A 24086-nucleotide genomic window follows, 5' to 3' on the forward strand; every position below is an offset into this window, starting at 1 on the left:
ATAATATATGTCAAAAATATAAACTTTGGAAGATTTAATCAGTAAGATTACGGCAGGTTTGTTATTATTGCGTGTTCAACCTACGGTTTTAACAAGATTTTAATGAGTTCAGGAAAGAAACGTTTAGTGATAGCTGGTGGCGGTGCTGCCGGTTTTTTTTGTGCGGTAAATGCGGCCCGCCTATGCCCGCAACTGGAAGTGGTATTGCTGGAAAAAACAGGCAAGCTGTTATCGAAGGTGAAGGTGAGTGGCGGCGGGCGGTGCAATGTAACCCACAATGCGCCTGACATTACGTATATGGCTAAACGCTATCCCCGCGGCCAGAACTTTGTAAAGAAGTCGTTTTCCCGGTTCTTTGTTCCCGATACCATCTCCTGGTTTGGGGAAAGAGGGGTACCCCTGAAGGCGGAAGACGATGGCCGGATGTTCCCGGTAACAGATAATTCCCAAACGATCATCGACTGCCTCCTGCGGGAAGCAGATAAATATCATCTTAACATCCGTACCAATACAGAAGTAATTTCCTTTAAAAAGGGCAGTGATGGGCGCTGGCAGCTGCAATTGCAGCAAGGCCCTGCGCTCACCGCCGACTATTTATGTATTGCCGCCGGAGGCTACGCGCAGGCTGGCAAGTTTGCCTGGCTGGAACAAACGGGTCATAGCATTGTGCCGCCCGCGCCCTCCCTGTTTACTTTTAATATGCCGGGCAACCCTGTTACGGGCCTGATGGGGGTAGCCACCAATGCACAGGTGAAAGTAGCCGGTACCAAACTACAGGAACAAGGCCCTTTGCTGATCACCCATTGGGGCATGAGTGGCCCGGCTGTATTGCGCTTGTCGGCCTGGGGCGCCCGGGAACTGCAGCAGCTGCAATATACTTTTACCGCTATCGTTAACTGGATTCCTGCCTACAATGAAAATACCCTGCGGGAACACTGGCAGGACCTGCGTTTTGAATTAGGAAAGCAGAAGATATATAATAAAAATCCTTTCAGTTTACCACAGCGTTTATGGCAATTCCTGTTGCAACAGGTAGGAATTTCTGAAGAAATGAGATGGGCGGACGTTCCGGCAAAAGACCAGAACCGTTTAATGAAGCTGCTGGTAAGCATGGAATTCCCGGTGAAAGGTAAAACTACCTTTAAAGAGGAATTTGTTACCTGCGGCGGCATCACGCTCAGTGAAATAGACCCGGCCACAATGGAAAGCCGGCTGGTACCCAACCTGTTTTTCGCCGGCGAGGTAATGGATGTAGACGGCATTACCGGCGGCTTCAACTTCCAGCACGCATGGACAAGCGGCTTTGTTGCCGCTACTGCCATAGCCCAGCGGTGCGGAGGTTGTCTTTCCCACTGATTACGCTGATTATACTGATTTGCTTGATTTTATTTTTGGGATTTTATAAAGGATTTTAAATGATTGGGGGAGATATAAGCGAAAATATCCGCTTATATCTCCCCCAATCATTTAAATCCAAAGTGATCAAATCCCTAAATCAATAAAATCAGTCTAATCCAGAGAAAGACAAAATCCGCGCTGAACCCCATTATAGTTTGAGGTAATGCACCCCCGGCTCGTACTCCTTTTCCAGCGCCAGCAGCAGGTGGTCGAAGTCTTCCGGCTGCCGCAGGAAATCCACTTTGGTAGTATCCACCACCAGTGTGCGTACAGGATGTTGCTTGATATACTGCATGTACATATCATGCACATTCAGCAGGTATTCGTCGGGTATTTGCTGCTCGTAGGAGCGGTTGCGGTGACGGATATTTTCCTGCAGTTTTGTAACCGGCGCATTCAGGAAGATCAGCAGCTCTGGCTGCACCAGCTGGGGATTGATGATGTCGAAAAGTTTCTGGTAAAGGGAATATTCTTCTTCCGGTAAATTGATCTTTGCAAACAGCAGGCTTTTAATGAAGAGGTAATCGGAAATGATCACATCGCTGAAAAGGTCCTGCGACTGCAGCATTTCCTTGAGTTGTTTATACCGTTCCGCCATAAAGAACAGTTCCAGCGGGAAAGCGTATTGCTGCGGGCGTTCATAAAAAAGAGGGAGAAATGGATTATCTGCAAATTCTTCCAATATCAGTTTTGCAGAGAAATGGGTAGCGAGCATGTTGGCCAGCGTAGTTTTGCCGGCGCCAATATTTCCTTCTACCGTAATAAATTTATAGTGCATGAAAATGGGTTTAAAATTAATCCTGGTAACGGTTTGCAGGTAATGTATCCGGGCAGCTGGCTGCCAGCTCCCTCACGGTTTTATGCAACACGGGGTGCATATAATCCGGGATAATTTCCATTAAAGGCACCAGTACAAACTGCCGCAGATGCATCCGCGGATGCGGTACTTTCAGATCCGGCAGGGAATGAATGTTGTCGTTGAAAAAGATCAGGTCGATATCAATTACCCTCGATCCCCATTTCTCCTGGCGGATACGGCCGATCTTTCTTTCTATCTCCAAAAGTGTATGCAATAACGTTAGTGCATCCAATGGTGTGCGGATCTCCACTCCCTGGTTCAGGTAGTCCGGTTGATCCACGGCTCCCCAGGGAGCGGTCTGGTATAAGGCCGAGGTTTGTACCACCTCTCCGGCTGTTTCAGCAATCAATTGTACCGCCTTTTGCAGGTTCCCGGTACGATCACCTAAATTGCCACCTATAAGTAATATTGCTGTATTCATGTATATTTCAGGACTCAAAAGTAGCCATATTCCTTATTTTTGAAAAAATGTATCTTTCCATCTCAGTTTCATCTTAACAAAAAAGTATGCGTTTCTTTAAAGTTTTCCTGGCCGCATTCCTTGCATTCGTAGCATTTACGGCAATATGCTTCTTTATATTGCTGATAATGATAGGAAGGGCCATTACCCCTGAAAAGGTAACAATTTCCCCAAATAGTGTACTGGTGCTCGAAACAGGGCAGTCGTACAACGAACAGAATGTAGTTAACCCACTTGGCAAACTGATGGGCGACGAATCGGCAGAGACTCCCGGTTTGTACCAGATGGTAAGACTGATAGAGAACGCTGCCGGTGACGACAACATCAAAGGTATTTATCTGAAAGTAAACGGTAACCCTAAGGGCTTTGCCAGCACAGAGGAATTGCGCAATGCGCTCCTCCGTTTCCGGAAGTCCAGAAAATTTGTGTACGCATACGGGGAAGTGATGGACCAGAACGCCTATTACCTGGCCAGCGCGGCAGACAAAGTTTACCTGAACCCCAAAGGCGGGGTCGAGTTTACCGGTTTCGCCAGCCAGATAGCGTTCCTGAAAGGAACCCTGGATAAACTGGAAATCAAACCGGAAATTTTTTACTGCGGAAAATTCAAAAGCGCTACAGAGCCGCTGCGCGAAACCCAGATGACAGCCGCCAACCGCATACAAACCACTCAGTTCCTGGGAGAACTGTATGGCACCTTCCTGAAAGGAATAGGCACTGCACGTAACATTGATACAGCTACCTTGCATGGCTATGCCAATGAAAACCTCATCCAGGAACCGGCCGATGCACTGAAATATAAACTGGTAGACGGTTTAAAGTATGATGATGAGTTGATAGCAGAACTGAAAAGCAAAACGGGCATTAAACAGGATGAGAAGGTAAACCTGGTAACCCTCGGAAAATATAACAGTGGTACTGACCTTTCTTCCGGCAGCGGCGAAGGACGGATAGCACTGATCTATGCCCAGGGCGATATCATAGGCGGAGAATCAGACCGGGATAAAACCATTGCGAGCGAGGACTACATCCGTGAGATCCGCAAAGCCCGTGAAGATAAAAATATAAAGGCAATTGTGTTCCGGGTGAACTCCGGCGGCGGCAGCGCACTGGCATCTGAAGTAATCTGGCGTGAATTGTCGCTGGCTAAGAAAGTGAAACCGATAGTGGTGTCTATGGGCGACTATGCAGCATCCGGCGGTTATTATATCTCCTGTATGGCCGACAGCATTTTTGCGGAACCCAATACCTTAACGGGTTCTATCGGCGTATTCGGTGTGATGTTCAATATGCAGGATTTCTTCAAAAATAAAGTGGGTGTTACCTTCGACGGCGTTAAAACCGCTCCTTATGCAGATCTTGGTTCTGTGGGCCGTCCGCTTACCGAAGCAGAGAAACGCTTTATCCAGAATGGTGTTGACAGCACCTATGCTTCTTTCAAATCACGGGTGGTAGCCGGCAGGAAACTGCCCCCCGCTATCGTGGACAGCATTGCCCAGGGGCACGTATGGAGTGGTTTGCGGGCAAAGGAACTCGGATTGGTAGATCGTATCGGTGGTATTAAGGAAGCGCTGGCCTGTGCCGCAAAGCTGGCTAAACTATCGGAATACCGCTTACGCGAATATCCCGAAGTGAAGGATCCTCTCAGCAAACTGATAAAAACCTTTGGCGGCGATGTACGCGCGCAGATGGTGAAGCAGGAACTGGGCGCCAACTACGAAATTTACCAGCAGGTAAAGGACGTACAGGCGTTACACGGCGATATCCAGGCGAGGATGCCATTTAAATACAGCTTCTAAGCGTATTTTGTCTTTCTCAGGATTAAGCTGATTATACTGATTTCATTGATTTTACTTTTGAGATTTTATAAATGATTTAAAATGATTTTGGGAGATATAAGCGGATATTTTCGCTTATATCTCCCAAAATCATTTTAAATCCAAAGTGATCAAATCCCTAAATCAGTATAATCAGCTTAATCCTGAAAAAGACAACCTCCGTTGCATTTTTTACTAAAAGCTGGAAAAACGTTGTAGTTTTACTGCCGGTTTTTAAAATAGCAGAATCAGATGAATGGAGCTAAGTACAGTCAGTTGAGGGCCATGCTGGCCATTACGAAAGGAAGTTTAAGAGGTATTTTCCGTAGTCCTTCCGCAGTGGTGTTTAGTTTGGGTTTTCCGCTGGTATTTATCCTGGTGTTTGGGTTTATTGGTAAAAGTACTGTTTCCGTTAAAGTGGGGGTGGACCGGCGGACTGATATCACCAGCAGGTATTACCAGGAGCTGTCGCATGCCGGAACGCTGAAGCTGGTCACCGATCAGCCCGAAGCGGAAATGGAAGATGATCTGAAGAAAGGCCGTTTGGTGGCCATTCTGAACATTGTGCCAAAAGAGGGGGCTGATCATGTAACTGCTTATGATATTAATATCCGGACCTCTACGGCCTCCGATGCGGCAAAAAAAGTAACCCTGTTATCGGTGCTGAAAAGCATCGCCGGCAAACTGGATGATGAAACCTATAAACGCCCTACGGTAGCCACTTTTACACAAACAGAGGTACCGGGGCGCGAATTTAAGACCATCGACTTTATTTTACCGGGTCAGCTGGGCTTTGCCCTGATGAGCGCTGCTGTTTTTGGTACGGCTTTCCTGTTTTATAATATGCGCCAAACGCTGGTACTCAAGCGTTTTTTCGCCACGCCCATCAAACGCACCTATATTGTACTGGCCGAGGCACTGAGCCGGATGATCTTCCAGCTCATCAGCTCCGTGGTGATCATTGCGCTGGGGCATTTTGCCTTTGGCTTTACGTTGGTACATGGCTTTGCCACCTTCCTGGAAATGCTGGTATTGTCGGTATTCGGGCTGCTGGTATTCATGGGTTTTGGCTTTGTGGTGAGCAGCCTGGCCAAAAATGAGAGCACTATTCCGCCGCTGGCCAATATCGTTACCCTGCCGCAGTTCCTGCTGGCGGGCACCTTTTTCCCGATAGATTCCTTCCCGGGCTGGCTGCAGCCGATCTGTAAGATCATGCCGCTCACCTACCTGATAGACGCCCTGAGAAAAGTGGCCTTTGAAGGGCTGCATCTCTGGCACGTAGGCTGGGATATTGCCATCCTTACTTTATGGGGTGTTGTCGTATATGCGGTAGCCGTGAAAGTATTCAAGTGGGAATAAGGCGATTTCGTTAGCTTTGTGATACCTAAATCCAGTCACATGCAAGCCTTTTTCATTATCCTGGGTGCGTTCATTGTCCTTGTGCTGGGGCTTTTCATTTTCAGTTTATTCCTGTCTTCTGCCATCAAGGTAGAGCGTTCGCTGGTAATAACGGCTGCGCCGGGAGATATTTTCCCGCTGGTGAACGTAGCCCGTAACTGGGAGCTATGGTCGCCCTGGAAAGAACAGGACCCCAATGTTAAAATTACTTACGGGGAGAAGGAAAGTGGCGTGGGCGCCGGTTACAGCTGGGAAAGCCGCAACCGGAACGTGGGAAAGGGGCATATGACCATCACGGAATCCAAACCCGATCAGCAGGTGGCCACCCACATCGATTTTATGGGCATGGGCCTTACCAAAGGCTATTTCCGGCTGGATCCTGTAAATGGAGGCACCCTGGTTACCTGGGGAATGGTGTGCGATATGGGGCAACACCCCATCCGGAAAGTGATGGGGCTGATGATGGACAAATGGGTAGGAAAGGATTTTGAGAAAGGACTGGCAAACATAAAACGGCTCCTTAAAGGATAATATATTTTTTCTATGCGGTTTATTAAGTTGTTACTGATCAGTGTGATCATTTTAGGCGTGGTGATTTTCGGGTTGTCGCTGGCATTTCCTTCTACCGCAGTGGTAGAGCGTACAGGTGTTATCCGGGCGCCTATTGACACGGTATACGCACATATCAGTAACCTCAAAGCCTGGGATGCCTGGAACCCCTGGACCCGCCCCGATACCACCGCCACCCTGGTATATTCCGATCCGCCCTCCGGAGCCGGCGCCTGGTACAGCTGGGATGGACAACTCAACAGCGGTAAGGTAACGGTACTGGACAGTGATCCTGCCAAAGGGATTCATTACCTGCTCGACATTAAAAGCGTGCGTCCTGTAAAAGGGGGCATAGAACTGAAGCCAACGCCGGATGGCAAAGCCACTGCCATTTTCTGGCATATGGAAATTAAACTGGGCATGTTGCCGTGGTGGAAATTAAGGGGATTTGTAGCCGACAGGGTATACGGCCCCGCCATGAACGACGGATTGACAAAGCTGAGCCGGATCTGCGAAGGGAAATAATATGGAGTTATTTTACCATTGATCCAATAGTTTTGTTTACGATGGTTTTTATGATTTAAATTGTTGTCGTATCTCAACAACTTCTTACAGAAAAAACTAAAAAAATGAAACATTTCTTTTTGGCAACCTTATTTCTGGCCTTTACCAGCCTCGTTTTTGCTCAGGAGAAGGCACGTAAAAGCCCCCACGTTACAGTAGAAGCCAACGGTATCAAAGTAGTGTACGGCCAGCCTTCCAAGAAAGGCCGCGAAATCTTTGGCAAACTGGAACCATTTGGAAAAGTATGGCGTACCGGCGCTGATGAGGCCACCCAGATCACCTTCAGCAAAGACGTGGTATTTGGTGGCAAACCTGTAAAAGCAGGTACTTACACTTTCTTCTCCATTCCTGATCCTAAAACCTGGACCGTTATCCTGAATGGTAAACTGGGTCAATGGGGCGCTTATGATTACGACAAGAACAAAGGCGAAGACGTAGTATCCGTGAAAGTACCACGCGAAGCACTGTCTACACCGGTAGAAAAACTCACCTTCACTTTACCTGGTAACGCCGTGGTATTTGAGTGGGATGACACTAAAGTATCTGTACCGGTTAAATAACCACAACCGGGAAAAATATCAGGGGCACAGACACGGCGTCTGCGCCCTTTTTTATTATGACAAGGTAGCCACCAGTTCCCGGATACTGTTGTACACTTCCTCCAGCTGCCCGTTGGTGATGCAGTAGGGCGGCAATATATAAAGGGTATTCCCCAGCGGGCGCAGCATTACTCTTTTAGCCCGGAAGAAGCGATGCAGTTCATCTGCCAATGCATTCGTGTAACCGTCGGCGTTAGCCGTTACTATTTCAAACGCCAGGATGGTACCCAGCAGTCTTGGGTTTTTTATAATAGTGTAAGTAAACAATTCTTTTAAAAAGGCCGCATGCTTTTCGTGTATGCGTTCCCGGTTGGCCACGCAGGCGGGATCCGTAAACAGATCCAGGCTGGCCAGTGCGGCTGTGCAGGCCAGCGGGTTGGCGGTGAAAGAATGCCCGTGAAATAATGTTTTCAGCTTATCATTGGAAAGAAAGGCTTCATACACAGCCGCGGTACTGGTAGTTACGCCCAGCGCCATTGTGCCGCCGGTGAGTCCTTTGGAAAGACAAACAATATCCGGCGGCGTTTGCAGGTATTCCATCGCAAAATTTTTCCCGGTTCTGCCAAAGCCGGTCATCACTTCATCTGCAATCAGCAGTATATTTTTAGTGGCGCAAAACTGCAGCAGCTGTTCAAAGGCGGCTGCATCATACATCACCATACCACCGGAGCCCTGGAGCAGCGGTTCAAAAACAAAAGCGGCAATATCTTCCGGTTGCAGTGCAATGATGTTGTTTATTATTTGGGAGATGTTTTCCGCAGTGGGTACTTCAATGAACTGAACATCAAACAGGCGGTCATCAAAAACGCGGGTGAACACACTTCTGCCACTCACGCTCATGGCGCCGAAAGTATCGCCGTGATAGGCATTGTGAAAAGCCAGGATCTTATGTTTGGGTACGCCCTTGTTATCCCAGTACTGGATAGCCATTTTCAGGGCCACTTCTATAGCTGTAGAGCCATTGTCTGAATAAAAAACGCGGCGTTGGTTGGCAGGAAGAAGCGGTAGTAATCTCTCTGCAAGATGAACAGCCGGGGGATGAGTGTACCCGGCAAAAATGCAGTGTTCCAGTTGGAGCGCCTGTGCGGCCAGCTGCTGCGCAATATGCGGATGCGCGTGACCGTGAATATTCACCCACCAGCTGGAGGTGGCATCTATATAGCTGTTATTGTTTTCATCGAAAAGTAAAGCCCCCTCCCCGCGTACAATGCCTATGGGTGCAGGTGCGGTTTGCATTTGAGTGTAGGGGTGCCAGATCACGTCCAGATCACGGGCCGACAAAGAAGATGTTTGCATAATTGCTGGCTGTTGGTGCAGGCGCGAAGGTACTATAAATGCGGGTTATGTTTTCCGGTGCCGCTCCAGCATCTCCAGAAGATCCTCTGCTGCGTATGGTTTGGGCAGCATATCTTTTACATGCAAACGGGCCAGCCGTTCAGTTACCTCCGGCATAATGTCTGCCGTTAATACAATGATAAAAGCATCCGGCTGCAGGTGTTGAATGTGTGGAATCGTTTCATAACCATTCATCTCCGGCATATGCAGATCAAGGATAATGCCGTCAAAAGATTGCTGCTGTATTTTTTGTAGTGCCAGTTTGCCATTGCTGGCCGTTTCAATCTGCGCACCTGAATTTTTCAGCTGCAATTCAAGGATGCGGATATTGATGGAATTATCTTCTACTACCAGTAGCTTCATATTTTTCAGATAGCCTTCCCGGTGTTTATTTTTCTGGTGCATAGGACTGCGCGCTGTTTCAGGTATTGTAAAGCTGATATCAAAACGGAAGGTAGTGCCTTCATTTTTTTTACTTTCCAGGATGATGTTGCTGTTGTGGAGCGCCACCAGTTTTTTGGTGATAGCGAGTCCAAGCCCTGTGCCGCCATGATGGCGTGTAGTAGCAGAATCTTCCTGTACAAACGTATCAAATATTTTAGCCTGCATTTCGGGAACAATGCCCACGCCGGTATCCTTTACGGTAAAGGAAAGGGTACAGGCGCCGGCGGCAGTATTTTTCCGGCGTACATCCAGTGTGACGGATCCCGTGCTGGTAAATTTGACGGCATTGTTCAACAGGTTATTGAGCACCTGCGATAATCTTACCGGGTCGCCCTTTAGTGTGGCGGGCAAATGATCAAGCCGGGAAATCAGTTCAATGCCCTTGCCGGCCGCCATTGGTTGGTAGTTACGCATAATGCCTGTGAGCAGGGCTTCCGGATCAAACGGGATATTTTCCAGTTCAATTTTCCCCGCTTCCATTTTGCTAAAGTCGAGGATATCATTGATCAGGCCAAGCAGGTGATGGGCAGAGAATTCCAGGTTGCGCACCACTTCCGCCTGTTCTGCCGCCGGGTTTTCCCCCAGGATACCGGCGATGCCGATAATCGCATTGAGGGGCGTACGGATTTCGTGGCTCATTACGGATAAGAAATCACTTCTCGATTGCGCGGCTTTCTGTGCGGTGTCGCGGGCAGTAGTGAGCGCCAGTTCAGTATCTTTCTTATCAGTAATATCCATGATAATGCCCCTGAAGTGCGTGAGTTGACCATGATTATCAAATACAGCCCTTCCAATGGTACGCATCCAGGTGAGTTTGCCTTTGGCGGAAAGGTGCCGTAGTTCCAGGTCGAACGGTGTTTTATGATGGATCAGCGCTTCCCTGGCGGCAATGAAAACGGGACGGTCGTCCGGATGATAAAACTCAACGGACGAATGAAAGGTGAGGGGGTGGTCGTGCGGCACTTCTCCCAGTTCATACACTTCGCGGGTCCAGTAAGTTTCGCCGGTGGCTACATTGAATTCCCATCCGCCCATTTTACCCATCTGCTGGCAGATACCCAGAAGCTGGTTACTCCGGTGGAGTTCAGATTGTGCCTGCAGGTAGCTGTTGTTCTTTTTTTCTATTTCCGAGATATTCCGGATCATCAGCAGGATGCGCCGTGGGGCAGGCGGCTTATCCTTGATCAGCCGTAATTTCAGCTGGTACCAGTTTTGTTGCCCCTGCCTGATATCCGGATACACAAATTCCTGGTTTTCTCCTGTTTCCAGTAGTTTATCTGTCAGCCGGTCAAAAGTGCCGGCATGCTCGCCCAGTGCTTCCTTAATGGTTTTGCCGATCACTTCTTCCCGGGGCCGGAACAACAGGTTGTCGTTGCTGCACCATATCCCGGTAAAGATCTTCTGGTCATTCATCTCAAATAAAATATCATCCAGGGTAAGCATCAGCAAATCCCATTCTGATTTTAGCCGGGTAAAAGCGGTTTGCAGCTGCCTGGTTTCCCTTTCCCGGAGGGCGTGAAAATGAAGATGTCCTAATATTTGCAGCAGCGGTTGCAGGAAAGTAACCGTATCTGCCGGGTAGCCGCCGGTGCTGCCTGCCAGTCCTATTATGGCCAGCACCTGCTGCTGGCAGGCAACCGGTAACCCGATGAATGGGGGCGTGCTATCTCCTGCCGGCACTATCAGCGGTTGCCCGGAGGAAGCTACCTCCTGCAGGGCAGGCGTGAAGTTCCAGCTGTGTTCTGGTGCATGATTAATGATGGTAATGGTATGCAGTTGTGAAGGCGTATCGCTTTTCTTCAATTCTCCCACAAAACCGTAGGTGCTGCCTGTTAGTTCCATCAGTTGTTCTAACAGTTGCTGAACGGCATTAACGGGATGTTCCTGCATGGTATAATCTGCAGGAATGCTACCAATGATGTCCAGTAACTTTTGTTGACGCAGCGCTGCAGTAGCCAGCATGAGCGATGTTGGTTTAATATTCGGTGTTAAAAAAGAGGCCAGGTTATGAATACCGGTGTAGTTACATAGTTAAGATAGTACCGGGAAAATAAATTTAGGGAATTAACCGGAGAAACGAAAGGAATTATTGTCATTAGCGGAGGGAACGGGAAAAAGACGTTCCCTCCGCCGGGGTATCATTATTTTGCCATGCCACCGTTCTTAAACAGCGCATAGGCAGTTTGATAGGTGGCAATACTATTTTTCAGGAGGGAGCTGTCCATCGCTGTGGCGTGTTGTTCATTGCGTTCTTTGTTCCAGCTGAAGCATTGCGCCTTTTGCTGCGGACTCAGGATGAGCAGTTTACCGGGCTCCAGGTAGCCCAGCTTTTGATAGGTACTTACCATTGCGCGGGGCTGGTATCCGGGCTCCAGCACGTTTTCGCCATAAAACTTACTGTTGTAAGTCCAGTGCAGCATACCGAGCAGGGTAGGATAAATATCTATCTGGGAGCACATGGTGCTGATTTCCTGCGGCGCTGTACCCGGAACATTGTACAGGATACAGGGGATGTGGTATTTGCTGATTTCTATTTCATTTTTACCGGCGCTGCTGGCGCAGTGGTCGGCTACAAAAATGATCACGGTGTTTTTAAACCAGGGTTTGGTGCGGATCTTTTTCAGGAACTGCCCGATGGCGTAGTCGGTATACTTTACAGCGCCTTCGCGGCTGCTGCCGGAGGGGATGTCTATTTTGCCGGAAGGATAGGTGAAAGGCCGGTGGTTGGAGGTGGTCATCACAAAATCGTAGAACGGTTTCCCGGCGGCATATTTCTGATCGGCGCTTTTAATAGCTGCGGCATAAATATCCTCATCGCATACGCCCCACGCATTTTCGAATTGTACTGCACTGTCCGGGATGTTGGTGCGGGTGGTGGTGATATGATCATCCACCAGTTTATGACGGAGCCGGTCGGTGATATCATAGCCGTTATTCCCAAAATATTTATTCATGTTATCGAAGTAGCCATCACCGCCATAAAAGAAAGTGCTTTCGTAGCCTTGCCGTTCAAATAACTGGCCTACGGAAAAAAGATTTTCATTCATTTTCCGGCGAACAATGCTTTGTCCGGGTGTGGGTGGTACCGCCAGTGTCAGCGCTTCCATACCTCTTACAGTACGGGTGCCGGTGGCGTACATATTGGTAAACAGGATACTTTCCCTGGCAATACTGTCCAGCACCGGGGTGATATGCCCGGTGTTGCCAAAGCGATCCATGAAATCGGCGCTGAAACTTTCTATAGTGACCATGATCACGTTGGGTGTAACACGTGTAGCCGTATCCGTTATACTTCTGTAAATAGTGTTACCGGCAGCCAGGTAATGGCTGTCGGGCGATTGCAACAAGGTGCGCAGGCGGCTGAAGACGCTGTTATCATCTTCCAGTAAATAATATTTATCATAAGCCAGCTCATTATTCAGGTAGGCAGATATAAACGAATACACACCAGCTTTGGATAACTCCTGCGCATACCGGTTTTTGCTTTTTTCTGCCCAGGTATTATTGATGAAGAAAATATGGAGGAACATCAGGCCGGTCAGGCCGGCAAAGATGAGCAGCCGTTTCAGGAACGGCGTGTTCGACTGGAAACTGTTGCGGAAAACACCCCTGCGTGCCGAAGCCCAGGTAATAAGCGCGGTGAATAATAGTACGCCGCCAATTAATAATGGCAATGGGTACGACTGGTTAATATTACTGATTACTTCATACGTGTAAATGAGATAGTCTACCGCAATAAAATCAAAGCGCCCGGAATATTCTCCCCAGAAGGTAAACTCTGCAAAAAAGGAAAACACGAGGATTATCATTGCCAGGAAAAAACCGGTGTAGGTGAATATCCGGTTAAACAGTGTGTTGTTGAGCCGTTGTGGCAGCAGCAACAAGTAAAGCGCGTAACCGATGGTAAAGAATAAAGCTACCCCGGTATCGTAAATAAGACCTTTGCCATAAATAGCAGGTAAGTGTGACAGGCGCAGACCGGATTGAGGGAAAGCCCATACCAGTAAGGCAGTTCTAACAAGGAACGACAGGATCAGAAGTACGGCGCCAAAGCCCAGGAGCACCGCATACCTGTTTTTTACAAATTTCATGGTGTATAGAATAGAAAATTAAAGACCGCGAAGGTACATTGTTCCTGATAAATTTAACTATAAATTAACTTTCAATGACATGTTGATGATTCTTCCATCAACCGGCCCCCATAGTTGTGCAAATTCCGGGTGTGTAATGGTACCGGTATAAAGTGGTGCATGCTTGCCCTGTCTTGCATCAAAAAGGTTCTCCCCGTTGAGTACCAGGGTAACATGCTCTCCAAACTGCCGGGAAATCATGGCTGCCCAGAACCAGTAGTTGGGCGTTTGCTGATTGTTATCGTCGTACTGATGGCCTATCCGGCTGTTTTCAATGCCGAAACGCCACTTGCCTTCAATATTGTATGCCAGCGTACCGGCAAACTTGTCCTGTGGCGCAAATGCTATGTTGGTATGAACGGGATTGTTGTAACGGGACATAGTATGGTTATATCCCAGGTACAGTTCCAGGTGATCCAGTTCAAAGCGGAGATAGGTATCTGTACCCAGGCTGTTTACTGCATAGGGCATATTCTGTAGCAGGTACATCCCCAGGCTACCGGGTTGCCGCACTGGCAGGATGGGATCTTTGATATGGGTGTAGTAGAACGCCTGGTTAAGGGTCATGTCTACCTTACCTAAAATGGTATGGTAGTTTCCGTCAAAGTTAATCCCCTGGCTTCTTTCTGATCTGAGGCCTGCGCTGAGCGGCAGCAGGTACCGGTAGCCGATGGTTTGGGTTTGGGTGGTGAAAACAGCGGGCGATTTATAACCGGTACCCGCGCTCAGGCGGATGGACAGGGCCTCCGCTGGTTTATATACAAACGCTACGCGTGGTAAAATGTACCAGCCGAATTCATTGTGATGATCTGTGCGCAGCCCGGCTTCTGCCATCAACTGATCCGTGATCCGAAAGCCATCCTGTATAAAAGCGCCTATCGTGTTGTACTGATAGTTGCCCAGCAACGTGCTGTCGCCTTTGGAACGATGATAAATTTCTCCGGTATGGTTGATGCCGGCTACCCAGTCGTGGCGGCCGGCAGTTTTATGATAGGAAGCCTCCGCATAGGTACTGGTTTGATTTCCCAGCAGCGCAAAAGCTTCCACGTTGTTTTGCAGGTGAAAGAAGCTACCGGCTCCTTTTACAGACAATGTTCCGCCTGCCAGGCTTTTCCGGGTGAACTGCAGCTCTGCGCTGTGTCTTTCGCTGTTATTGATTTCTGTATACTGATGGCCGCCGGCGGCGGCATGATCCAATACCTGCATATCGCCGCCTTCGCGCTTTTCGATGGTGCCGGTATAACCTGCCACGAAAGTGGTTTGCGGGTTGATATACCAGAAGAAGCGGGGATGGAGCAGGTATTGACGCAGGCGTGGCACATCGCTGAAGCCATCTTTATTTACGTCGGTGGCGTTTTGGGTGGTAACGCCGGCAAAAAGAGTCATGCCGTTTTTGCCGTATTTTTCTGCGTAGTAAGCGTTCACATTGGTTTCTTTCAGCGTACTACGATTAACCAGCACCGTTAGTTCGGGTTTGCTGCCGGGCGTTTTGGCGATGAAGTTGATGATACCGGCAATAGCGCCGCCACCATAGAGGGTGGAAACGGATCCTTTTATAATTTCCACCTGTTTAAGATCCAGCGGTGGAATGGACAGTACGCCGAAATTGCCGCTCAATCCTTCGTATACGGGTACGCCGTCACGAAGCAGCTGGGTGTATTTACCATCCAGCCCCTGCATGCGGATGGCGTTGTTACCGCTCACCGCGGAGGTGTTTTGAATATGGATCACCGACAGGTCGCCGAGGATACTGGCCACGTTACCGGGTTTTATGCCGCTTTCTTCCATCATATCTTCTTTCCCCAGCACTTCTACTTTCATGGGCAGGTCTTCAATACGGCGGTTATTCCGGGTGGAGGAAATCACCACTTCTTCCAGGTCGGATACTTTGCTGATGGTGGTATCTTTGGGAGGTTGTTGTGTGGTGTCTTTAACGGGAACAGGCACACGATTTTGTGCGGTTATTATTCCCGTCGTGCTCAATAAAATGGCAGCCAGTATCAGGTGTTTCATATGCTCATTTATATCGCAAAGAAAAGCGTTGAATCTGGAGCAAATCTGAACGGTGGGCTATAGGGTTACACGGAAGGTGTGCTGGTTGTTTGTATAATAATAGGTAAGATGGAAATGATAGGAGTCTGCCATTTTTTTAACGATGGCCAGTCCCAGCCCATTGGAATTGGTGTAGCTGTTGTTGTGTTTTTTAAAGCGCTGAAACAGTATATTGGCGGGTATTTCAGGCAGGTGGCTGGTGTTGGAAATGGTAAAAGTGTCGGGTGTTAACCGGATGGAGATATTACCCTGTGGATAATTGTATTTAATAGCATTCCCGAGCAGGTTGCTGACCAGTATATCGGCGAGTGCCGGATGCAGCGGCCACGGCGCGGTGGCGGTCATTTCTTTATGGATATGCAGTTCTTTTTCTTTGATAAGTTCTTCAAAAAGCAGCAGGTATTTTTCAACAGCGGTGCAAAGATCCGGCTGTTCCGTTATGGGGTACTGCTGATTCTCTATTTTGGCCAGCAGCAACAGGTTGTGATTGAGGCGCGACAGGCGTTGCAGCTCATCATAACTGGCGAGGATGCTGTTCAGTTGTACTTCAGAGAGCGTGTCGTCCTGCAGCAATAATTCCAGTTTGCTCTGGGCAATGGCGAGGGGTGTTTGCATTTCATGGGCTGCATCTTCCGTTAATTCTTTCATACTGGTATAATCCCCGTGAATGCGGGTGGTCATGGCGCTGAGGGTGGTATTCAGCCGGTTAAATTCATGGGTAGCCGTACGTTCAAAAACGATGGTCTCCAGTTTGTTCAGTTGCAGCTTTTGTATTTTGTCGAGCGACCGGTAAAATGGTTTCCATACATTTTTGCTGATCAGCCAGTTGGAAAGCAATACAAACAGGAGCAGACCGCCAAAGGCCGCCAGCATTACATGGATGATGTTATTTACCAGGTCATCTTTTTCTATCAGTGATTTACGGAGTACCAGTTCATAATTTTTATTATTCACACGGATCACCTGCGTTAGTTGCCGGAAGGGGGCATAGGTATTTTCCGGTTCCTGGTAAATGCTTACGCCTTTCAGGTTATGCTTTGGTTGCGCCGCATCCGTAGTGGAATGCAGGTTAAATTCCGGCGTTTTGATACTAAAAACGGGATTGTTCACACTGGCTGTGTCGAGATACCGCATCCACTGGAGCTTGTCATTCACCAGTTCCTCATCGGTTTCATATTTTATTTCCGTATTGAATTTTGTATACAGGTAAAAAGCGCCTGCTGTAAAAACAGGTAGCATGATCAATAAAAAGTATAGGGTTGTTTTTGTCAGCAGTTTCATGTGCGCGCTGTTTTTAGTAGGTGTTATCCGAAGCGGTAACCGGTTCCGTATACTGTTTTGATATAATCTTCGCCACCGGCTTCGAGCATTTTTTTACGGAGATTTTTAATGTGGGTATAAATAAAATCATAGGAGCCGGCCTGGTCGTATTCATCGCCCCAGAGGTGTCCTGCCAGTGCGGATTTGGTGACTACCCGGTGTTGGTTGGCAATGAAATACAGCAGCAACTGGTATTCTTTCCCGGTGAGGGTGATCGGTTTATTATGTACCAGCACCGTTTTGGAGGCAGGTTTTATTGTGATTTCGTGAAAGTTGACGGTGGTATTGCCATCAAAGTTTTTCCGGCGTAAAATGGCATTTACCCGTGCATTGAGTTCTGAAAGATGAAATGGTTTGGTAAGATAGTCATCTGCACCGAGTTCAAGGCCGCTGAGTTTGTCTTCCAGGGAGTCTTTGGCAGAAATGATAATGATACCGGCCCTGGATTCCAGCAATTTCAGCTCTTTTACAACATCAAGGCCGTTGCCTTTTGGCAGGCCGATGTCTGCCACTATGCAGTCGTAGTCAAATTCGTTGACCTTGTCAATGGCCTGTGGAAAATCTGCGGCCAGTTCACAGATGTAGCCCTGGTGTTCCAGGTATTCCCGTATGCTTTCCCTGAGAGCTGGTTCATCTTCTATAATCAGCACTTTCATGGGCTAAAAGTAGGGATAATTCCTAAAGGAATTCTGTAGTAGCGGTTTGAGGTGGTATGCTTAGCAGAAACGTTGCAGTGGAGGGTTTTACTTGCTTTTATGGTTAGGTGTCCATATTATGAAAACCGGGAATATCATGGGCCGGGGAGAAAAATCCCCGCCCTTGTTTTTCATCATTTTGGGCCGGAATGAAAACTATGTACTCTTGTATCTCGTAGATACAATACCGATATCAAACCATTCATTCAGGCATTCTTATGAGTACTTATTTTAAAATGATGGCAGATAGGCTATTACTGAAAAAGTTACCTGAAGCAGCCATCACACAGCGAAAGGCATCAGATGATGATATGAGGGAATTGTGCGCATTGATGGACAATATTCCTAATGCCAAATCAGTTGCGGCCATGTATCAACAGCTGATAAGAACGGGCCGGCTCACAGAACGTTATACCGGTGGTGATCCTGGCAGAAGGTGGCTCGAAGTGGAGCAGATAGTACTGGACCGGAATGATAGAAAGAGAGGAAACAAGCGCAGAGTAATATGGATGGTGGTGGTTTTCATCACCGTGGGAATTGCTTCCTATTTCGGAGGCGTTTATCTGATAACCAAAGGAAAACACCTGGCCATGCAGGTAATAAAATAAGTGTACTTTGTACGTCTTTAAAATAATACGTCCAGGCAACAATTCATTGCCTGGACGTATTATTTTAACCATTTCTGATGTTATTTTCTTTCAGGCATCTTTACTGTCAATGGTTTTTCATTACGCAGCATTCTGGCGGCTTCCCCGGTTAGCCAGAGATAATGATCTGAAGGCTTCCCATCTAAATTAATAAAGGGTGTAGTGGCGCTCACAGGTGGCTGGTCGCTTCCTTTGAAAATGGCGGTAGCTTCATTTACTTCATCAAACATTGCTACATACAGCATACTGGCGCCGGCGGTGAGCGCGGTGGAAATCTGCTGCCAGTAAAACCGTCCGCCCTGGCGGGGAATGGAGCCGACCGGTTTTATATCGTCCGGGAATTCATAACGACTAAGGTTATGCCAGCTGAAGCCGGGATATATGCAGGGTACATATTCCAGGTGGTTGGCACGGCACCAGGCCAGGTCGTCGATGAGATTATCGCGGTAGCGGTCCATATCGTTGTGCAGCAGCGGGGAATACCGTTGTACGGTCCAGGGCAGCACGAGGTCCGCCTGCCTGATGATGGTGTGCAGGTAAGGATCCGGCAGGCAGTCGGCGTTCAACGTGCGCCAGGCGGTGGGTACGCCCAGCATCACGGCGCAGCCGCCATAAACGGGATCATTTTTGAGAAAATCGATGAGCCTTTCGAGGCCAATATTCCGGAGGTTATAGGGGCGATCAGGAAAACCGATCCCCCAGATGGCTACCACGGGTTTGCCATTTTGCTGCAGGTAAGTTTTGGCGCCGGGCTGGTTGGTTACTTTCAGCTGATCTACCAGGTATTTCCAGTCTTCAATAATAGCGGAGCAATCTTCCCCCGATGCGCTTAACCCGGAAAGGTCGTACATCACGGCGATGGCCCTTTTATATTTTGATGCCGCCGCAAACGCATTTTTCAGCACAACAGAAGAGGCGCTGTCGTGGCGTTTGGCATTATTAAAAAAACGTTGCATAAAAACGCCGTCCACCCCATACTGCTGCATCCATTTGAAGTGAATGTCTACAGTGCTTTTGTCGTACGAGCTGAAGAAACGTGCGGGCTGTCCGTTGGCGAGCTTAAAAGGAGTGGCGTATGTTTTTTCATATTCGCTCACGTCGGGCCACATGTCTACTCCACTGCGGGTTTCATCGCCATAGGAAAAACGCCGGGCGCCGGAGCCATCTCCTTCGGCCCGGAACCATCCCTGGTAGCCGGCCATTACCAATCCATGATAAGTAGGGTACTGCGATTCCCTGCTGTGTTTCAATTGTGCCTGGGCGGATACGCCCAGCAGGAGAAGAAAAGCTGTTAAAATACGCTTCATATGTATACTGTTTGTTATTAACGTGGAACTTGCTTTTAAAAAGAGGAGAACCCGGCTTGCCCGGATTCTCCAAAAGGTTTTGCATTCACCTTAGTTGTGTATCCCGGTTGTAGCCCGGAATAAGATGCAAGTAAAGCCGGGAGACCTAACAAAAGCGTTAACAAAGCATTAATTGACCGAATTAATGGCATAATAACGCAAATAATTTCCAGGAATGGGATATGCTGTTACACTTAATGCAGTAACAGCACGGCAGAATAATATTATCTTCCCGTACACAACCAAGATGTTTTATGCCCGAAAAAAGGAACAGGTTACTATCCATTTTAATGCTGCTACTCCCGGTTTTCCTGAACGCCACGCCGCAGATATCCCGGCAACATACCGCCGCACAGGCAAAGCCGGTGATCATTGGCTATGTGGGGGGATTCAGGGGATTGGTGAATACAGACAGGATTGCACCGCGGAAGCTCACGCACATCAACTACGCTTTTGTAAATGTGCAGCATAACCGCGCAGTGCTGACCAATGAAAAAACAGATACGGTAAACCTGCGCCGCATCAATGAACTGAAAGTCATCAACCCGGAGCTGAAGATCCTGATCTCTATTGGCGGCTGGGCATGGAGCGAAAATTTCTCTGACGCCGTGTTAACGGATACTTCGCGCAAAGCCTTTGCGGTAAGCGCTGTGGATATTATCCGTAAATACAAACTGGATGGCGTGGATATCGACTGGGAATATCCCGGCCGTTCGGGGGAAGAAGGCAATGTATACCGCCCGGAAGACAAACAAAATTTCACCCTTATGTTTGCAGCACTGCGGAAAGAGCTGGATAAGTTGCAGAAAGAAACACATCAGAAAAAGCTGCTCACTACAGCAGTAGGTGGCTTTGCCGCTTTCCTGGAAACATCGGAAATGGGTAAGGCCGCCAGATACCTGGATTATGTAAACCTGATGACCTATGATTTTTATTCAGATAAAAATGCCGGGCATCATACCAACCTCTTCACACCGGCAGATAACCCCGGCGCCCTGTCGGCCGACAAAGCGGTGAAAGCCTATGTGGCTGCCGGCGTACCGGTGAAGAAGCTGGTAATGGGCATTGCTTTTTATGGCCGTCGCTTCCAACTGGCAGACAGCACCGGCGCCGGGCTGGGAGGGAAGATCGTATCACAGTCTTTCGGTAAAGGCTATACGTTTACAAAAGATAGCCTTGTTAATAAAAACGGCTTCCATGCCTACCGCGACGAAAGTGCCAAAGCGCCCTACCTGTTCAACCCCGCCATGCATGAATTCATTACCTACGACGATGAATGGTCCGTACAGAATAAATGCAGCTATGTGACCGCGAATAAAATGGGCGGCGTCATGTTCTGGGAATATTCTTCCGACGAAAAAGAATACCTGCTGGATGAGATCAATGCCACCTTATATCCCAACCGCAGCAAACCCTCCTTTACCGCGCTGGTGCTGTATGAGGGCGGCGGCCACCATGTAGCTTTTTCAAAAGCGGCTAAAGCATGGCTGGATAGCCTCGCTGCGAAGAAACACTTTGCGGTTACCTATATCAACAATACGGATCTGGTTAACGATGACTATTTAAAGCGATACCAGCTTTTTATCCAGCTCGACTATCCGCCTTATGGCTGGAAACCTGCAGCAGCGGCGGCGATTGAGCGATACATCAGTGAAGGTCGCGGTGGCTGGATCGGGTTTCATCATGCCACCCTGCTTGGTGAATTCGACGGCTTTCCCATGTGGAACTGGTTTTCCACCTTTATGGGCGGCATTCGTTTTACCAACTATATCCCTGATTTTGCCGATGGAAAGGTAACGGTGGAAGATAAAAACCACCCGGTGATGAAGGGCATTACATCTCCCTTTACTATTAATAAAGAAGAATGGTATACCTACGATAAAAGCCCACGCCCGCAAGTGCATGTGCTGGCCAGTGTAGATGAAAGCTCCTATGTGCCCGCTTCCGACAGGAAGATGGGGGATCACCCCGTGGTATGGACCAACGAACATTATAAAGCGAGGAACATCTATATTTTCATGGGACATGGCCCGGCACTGCTGGATAACCCGGCATACACGCAACTGTTTCAGAACGCTGTTTTCTGGGCAGCGGGTAAATGAATTGCTTATGCAAGGATGTGGAAGTTTTAGTAACTTTAAATACCGCCAAACACCCGCCCGGAAAAAGAACCTGTTGACCTACGGCAATATCCCGGTAGCATGGACCAATAAAAGATACTATATACTGTACGGAAGCAAGAAAAATAAACCATATAAAATGGAAAAGAAATTTCTTATCAGCAGTACGCTGTATTGTTTCCTCCTGCTGCCGCTGCTTTCAAAGGCACAGCAATTGCCCATTGGTGCGGCTGCACCGGACTTTACCCTGCCGGCTACCGACGGGAAAAATTATTCCTTATCCTCTTTTTCCGAGGCGAAGGTACTGGCGGTGGTTTTTACCTGTAATCATTGTCCCACTGCACAGGCGTACGAAGACAGGATAAAGCAGCTTACTTCCGATTATGCCGGTAAAGGGGTAAAGCTGGTGGCGATTATGCCCAACAACGCGGAGGGGTTGCGTTATGATGAGCTGGGATATACCGACCTGGGCGATTCTTTTGACGACATGAAACAGCGCGCGAAAGATAAACAGTTCAACTTTCCTTATCTGTACGACGGCGATAGTGAATTAGTTTCGCGGGCATATGGTCCTGTTGCCACACCGCACATTTTTATTTTTGATAAAGACAGGAAGCTGCGTTACCAGGGAAGGATTGATGACATGGAGAATCCTGCAAAGAAGCCCGGATCAAAGGATGCGCAGAATGCCATTGAAGCATTGCTGCAGCAGCAGGAAGTGCCCGTAGCCACTACGAAAGTATTTGGTTGTTCGGTGAAGTGGAAAGATAAAAGCGGCAGCGTGGAAAAAGCAACGCAGGCATGGGCAAAGGAGCCGGTAACCCTGGACACCGTGTCGGTGGGCGGCATTAAGGAGTTGTTGAAAAATACTTCCGCCAATCTGCGGCTTATAAACATCTGGGCTACGTGGTGTGGCCCTTGTGTGGCGGAATTTTCGGAGTTTATTATCCTGGCTAAAACATTCAGTGAGCGTGATTTTGAGTTTGTAAGTGTTAGTGCAGATGAACCGGAGAAGAAAGATAAAGTATTACAGTTTTTACAAAAGAAGCATTCGTCCGGGAAGAATTATCTCTTCAGGGGAAAAGACAAATACGAGCTGATTGAAGCCGTAGATCCTAAATGGCAGGGCGCATTGCCATATACTATTTTAGTGGAACCGGGTGGAAAGATCGTATACGCACAACAAGGAGAAATAGACCCGGTGGCGCTCCGGAAATTAATTTTTCATAACCGTATGATCGGTCCTATGTATAAATAAATCGGCGTCCGGCCACTTTGTGGTAGGATCGTTTACAGCTTTCCACAGCAACCCATCCAGGTCGTTGAAGAAGCTGCTGTCGGTGCGGGTGTTACACAGCATTACCCAGTTGAATCCTTTGTGGGCGCGTATTATTTCGCTGGCCGTACCGGGCAGGGAACCGGAGTGCCACCAGTTGTGGTAGGGATTCACCGCCCATCCCAGGGCATAGCCGGGATTAGCTTCCGAGCCGGTAGTCATAGCCGTGATGGATTTTGCGTTCAGTATATCCGGTGGTAACGGAAACCCATCTACGTAAACCAGCAGGCGGGCGAGGTCGGTGGCGCTGGCTATCCATCCTCCATGTGCATCCATGCGGGTAATATTATAGATGTAAGGTTGTTCGCCATGCTGGCCGTAGTACACTACTTCTCCTGGTTTTCTTTGGGCCGGGGTATTGCCGCCTATCTGCATATTTGTGATGCCACAGGGGAGCAGCACTGCTTTTTTTACATAATTTTCATATGACATGCCGGATACTTTTTCAATCACGCGTCCGAGGATACAGTATCCAAAATTAGAATAGGCGTATACTGTTCCGGGAATATTATCCAATGGCTGATGATCGATTGTCCATGAAATCAGTTGATCTGCGCTCATCTGCGGATGGCTGAACATAGGATCGGCGCCGTTGTTGGTCCAGCCGCCGGAGGTATGTTCAAGCAGCTGCCGGATGGTGATCTTTTTAAGATCTTCCCGGTAGGGTGGCGTGCCATAAAGGGTACCCAATATAGCGTTGGGGCCAAATACCTGGTCGTTCAGCGATAACTTTTTTGCCTCCACCAGTTTTAATATAGCCGTTGCCGTTATACACTTGGATACGCTGGCAATGCGGAACAGGTGTCGGGCGTTTACGGGAATATGTTGGGTGGTATCTGCGTAACCATAGCTGCCGGCATATACAAGTTTTCCTTTGTACGTTACTGCGATGGCCATTCCAGGTACGTGGTAGCGATCCATGAAAGCATGTACGGTGCTGTCTATCTGTGGCAGGGATTGTGCGGTAATGGCGTTAACTGTCAGCAGGTATAAGAGCAGTAAACTGGTATATCTCAT

The 24086-nt window shown here is 48.3% G+C and carries 19 protein-coding genes; 9 read left to right on the plus strand and 10 right to left on the minus strand.

The window, feature by feature from the left end:
• Window positions 1–102: 102 nt before the first annotated feature.
• Complete coding sequence (locus ACMXI2_RS05815; protein WP_483780755.1) at window positions 103–1356, plus strand: BaiN/RdsA family NAD(P)/FAD-dependent oxidoreductase; 1254 nt, start codon at window positions 103–105, stop codon at window positions 1354–1356.
• Window positions 1357–1546: 190 nt separating this feature from the next.
• On the opposite strand, the gene ACMXI2_RS05820 is transcribed toward ACMXI2_RS05815, so the two are convergent.
• Entirely contained in the window at window positions 1547–2176 is a 630-nt protein-coding gene (locus ACMXI2_RS05820; protein ID WP_483780756.1) for a deoxynucleoside kinase, read from the minus strand.
• Between the two features lie 16 nt (window positions 2177–2192).
• Entirely contained in the window at window positions 2193–2678 is a 486-nt protein-coding gene (gene folK, locus ACMXI2_RS05825) for a 2-amino-4-hydroxy-6-hydroxymethyldihydropteridine diphosphokinase (RefSeq protein ID WP_483780757.1), read from the minus strand.
• A gap of 86 nt (window positions 2679–2764) precedes the next feature.
• On the opposite strand from folK, the gene sppA reads away from it, so the two are divergent.
• From sppA to ACMXI2_RS05850, 5 genes are all read left to right on the plus strand, one after another.
• Complete coding sequence (sppA, locus tag ACMXI2_RS05830; RefSeq protein ID WP_483780758.1) at window positions 2765–4516, plus strand: signal peptide peptidase SppA; 1752 nt, start codon at window positions 2765–2767, stop codon at window positions 4514–4516.
• Window positions 4517–4786: 270 nt separating this feature from the next.
• On the plus strand, window positions 4787–5893 hold the full coding sequence (locus tag ACMXI2_RS05835) for an ABC transporter permease (protein ID WP_111580041.1): 1107 nt from the start codon (window positions 4787–4789) through the stop codon (window positions 5891–5893).
• A gap of 39 nt (window positions 5894–5932) precedes the next feature.
• Window positions 5933–6463 (plus strand): SRPBCC family protein, encoded by a 531-nt coding sequence (locus ACMXI2_RS05840; protein WP_483780759.1) that lies wholly within the window; start codon window positions 5933–5935, stop codon window positions 6461–6463.
• A gap of 12 nt (window positions 6464–6475) precedes the next feature.
• The gene (locus tag ACMXI2_RS05845) at window positions 6476–7006 is read left to right on the plus strand and encodes an SRPBCC family protein (protein WP_483780760.1); all 531 of its coding nucleotides are present in this window, start codon (window positions 6476–6478) and stop codon (window positions 7004–7006) included.
• Between the two features lie 104 nt (window positions 7007–7110).
• Complete coding sequence (locus tag ACMXI2_RS05850) at window positions 7111–7605, plus strand: DUF2911 domain-containing protein (RefSeq protein ID WP_483780761.1); 495 nt, start codon at window positions 7111–7113, stop codon at window positions 7603–7605.
• A gap of 54 nt (window positions 7606–7659) precedes the next feature.
• Here the strand turns inward: ACMXI2_RS05850 and bioA are convergent, their stop codons facing one another.
• The 6 genes from bioA to ACMXI2_RS05880 form a co-directional block, all read right to left on the minus strand.
• Window positions 7660–8940 carry an adenosylmethionine--8-amino-7-oxononanoate transaminase gene (gene bioA / locus ACMXI2_RS05855; RefSeq protein WP_483780762.1) on the minus strand — a complete coding sequence of 427 codons (1281 nt, stop codon included), beginning with the start codon at window positions 8938–8940 and terminating at the stop codon, window positions 7660–7662.
• Between the two features lie 45 nt (window positions 8941–8985).
• Window positions 8986–11385, minus strand: coding sequence for an ATP-binding protein (locus ACMXI2_RS05860; protein WP_483780763.1), 2400 nt, complete (start codon window positions 11383–11385; stop codon window positions 8986–8988).
• 179 nt (window positions 11386–11564) lie between these two features.
• A complete protein-coding gene (locus ACMXI2_RS05865; protein ID WP_483780764.1) occupies window positions 11565–13514 on the minus strand; it encodes an LTA synthase family protein in 1950 nt (649 codons plus the stop codon).
• Window positions 13515–13571: 57 nt separating this feature from the next.
• Window positions 13572–15566, minus strand: coding sequence for a TonB-dependent receptor plug domain-containing protein (locus ACMXI2_RS05870; RefSeq protein ID WP_483780765.1), 1995 nt, complete (start codon window positions 15564–15566; stop codon window positions 13572–13574).
• A 57-nt stretch (window positions 15567–15623) separates the two neighbouring features.
• A complete protein-coding gene (locus tag ACMXI2_RS05875) occupies window positions 15624–16886 on the minus strand; it encodes a sensor histidine kinase (RefSeq protein ID WP_483780766.1) in 1263 nt (420 codons plus the stop codon).
• 23 nt (window positions 16887–16909) lie between these two features.
• Window positions 16910–17581: a response regulator transcription factor gene (locus ACMXI2_RS05880; RefSeq protein WP_483780767.1), complete on the minus strand. Its 672-nt coding sequence runs from the start codon at window positions 17579–17581 to the stop codon at window positions 16910–16912.
• A 257-nt stretch (window positions 17582–17838) separates the two neighbouring features.
• On the opposite strand from ACMXI2_RS05880, the gene ACMXI2_RS05885 reads away from it, so the two are divergent.
• Window positions 17839–18228: a hypothetical protein gene (locus ACMXI2_RS05885; protein WP_483780768.1), complete on the plus strand. Its 390-nt coding sequence runs from the start codon at window positions 17839–17841 to the stop codon at window positions 18226–18228.
• Between the two features lie 80 nt (window positions 18229–18308).
• Here the strand turns inward: ACMXI2_RS05885 and ACMXI2_RS05890 are convergent, their stop codons facing one another.
• A complete protein-coding gene (locus ACMXI2_RS05890; protein WP_483780769.1) occupies window positions 18309–19574 on the minus strand; it encodes a glycoside hydrolase family 99 protein in 1266 nt (421 codons plus the stop codon).
• 293 nt (window positions 19575–19867) lie between these two features.
• On the opposite strand from ACMXI2_RS05890, the gene ACMXI2_RS05895 reads away from it, so the two are divergent.
• Window positions 19868–21715 (plus strand): glycosyl hydrolase family 18 protein, encoded by a 1848-nt coding sequence (locus ACMXI2_RS05895; protein ID WP_483780770.1) that lies wholly within the window; start codon window positions 19868–19870, stop codon window positions 21713–21715.
• 7 nt (window positions 21716–21722) lie between these two features.
• A complete protein-coding gene (locus ACMXI2_RS05900) occupies window positions 21723–22991 on the plus strand; it encodes a redoxin domain-containing protein (RefSeq protein ID WP_483780771.1) in 1269 nt (422 codons plus the stop codon).
• Here the strand turns inward: ACMXI2_RS05900 and ACMXI2_RS05905 are convergent.
• Window positions 22950–24086: a serine hydrolase domain-containing protein gene (locus ACMXI2_RS05905; protein WP_483780772.1), complete on the minus strand. Its 1137-nt coding sequence runs from the start codon at window positions 24084–24086 to the stop codon at window positions 22950–22952. The two genes, ACMXI2_RS05900 and ACMXI2_RS05905, sit on opposite strands and share 42 nt — an antisense overlap.

The sequence above is a fragment of the Chitinophaga sp. G7 BAM 1005 genome (assembly GCF_057126945.1).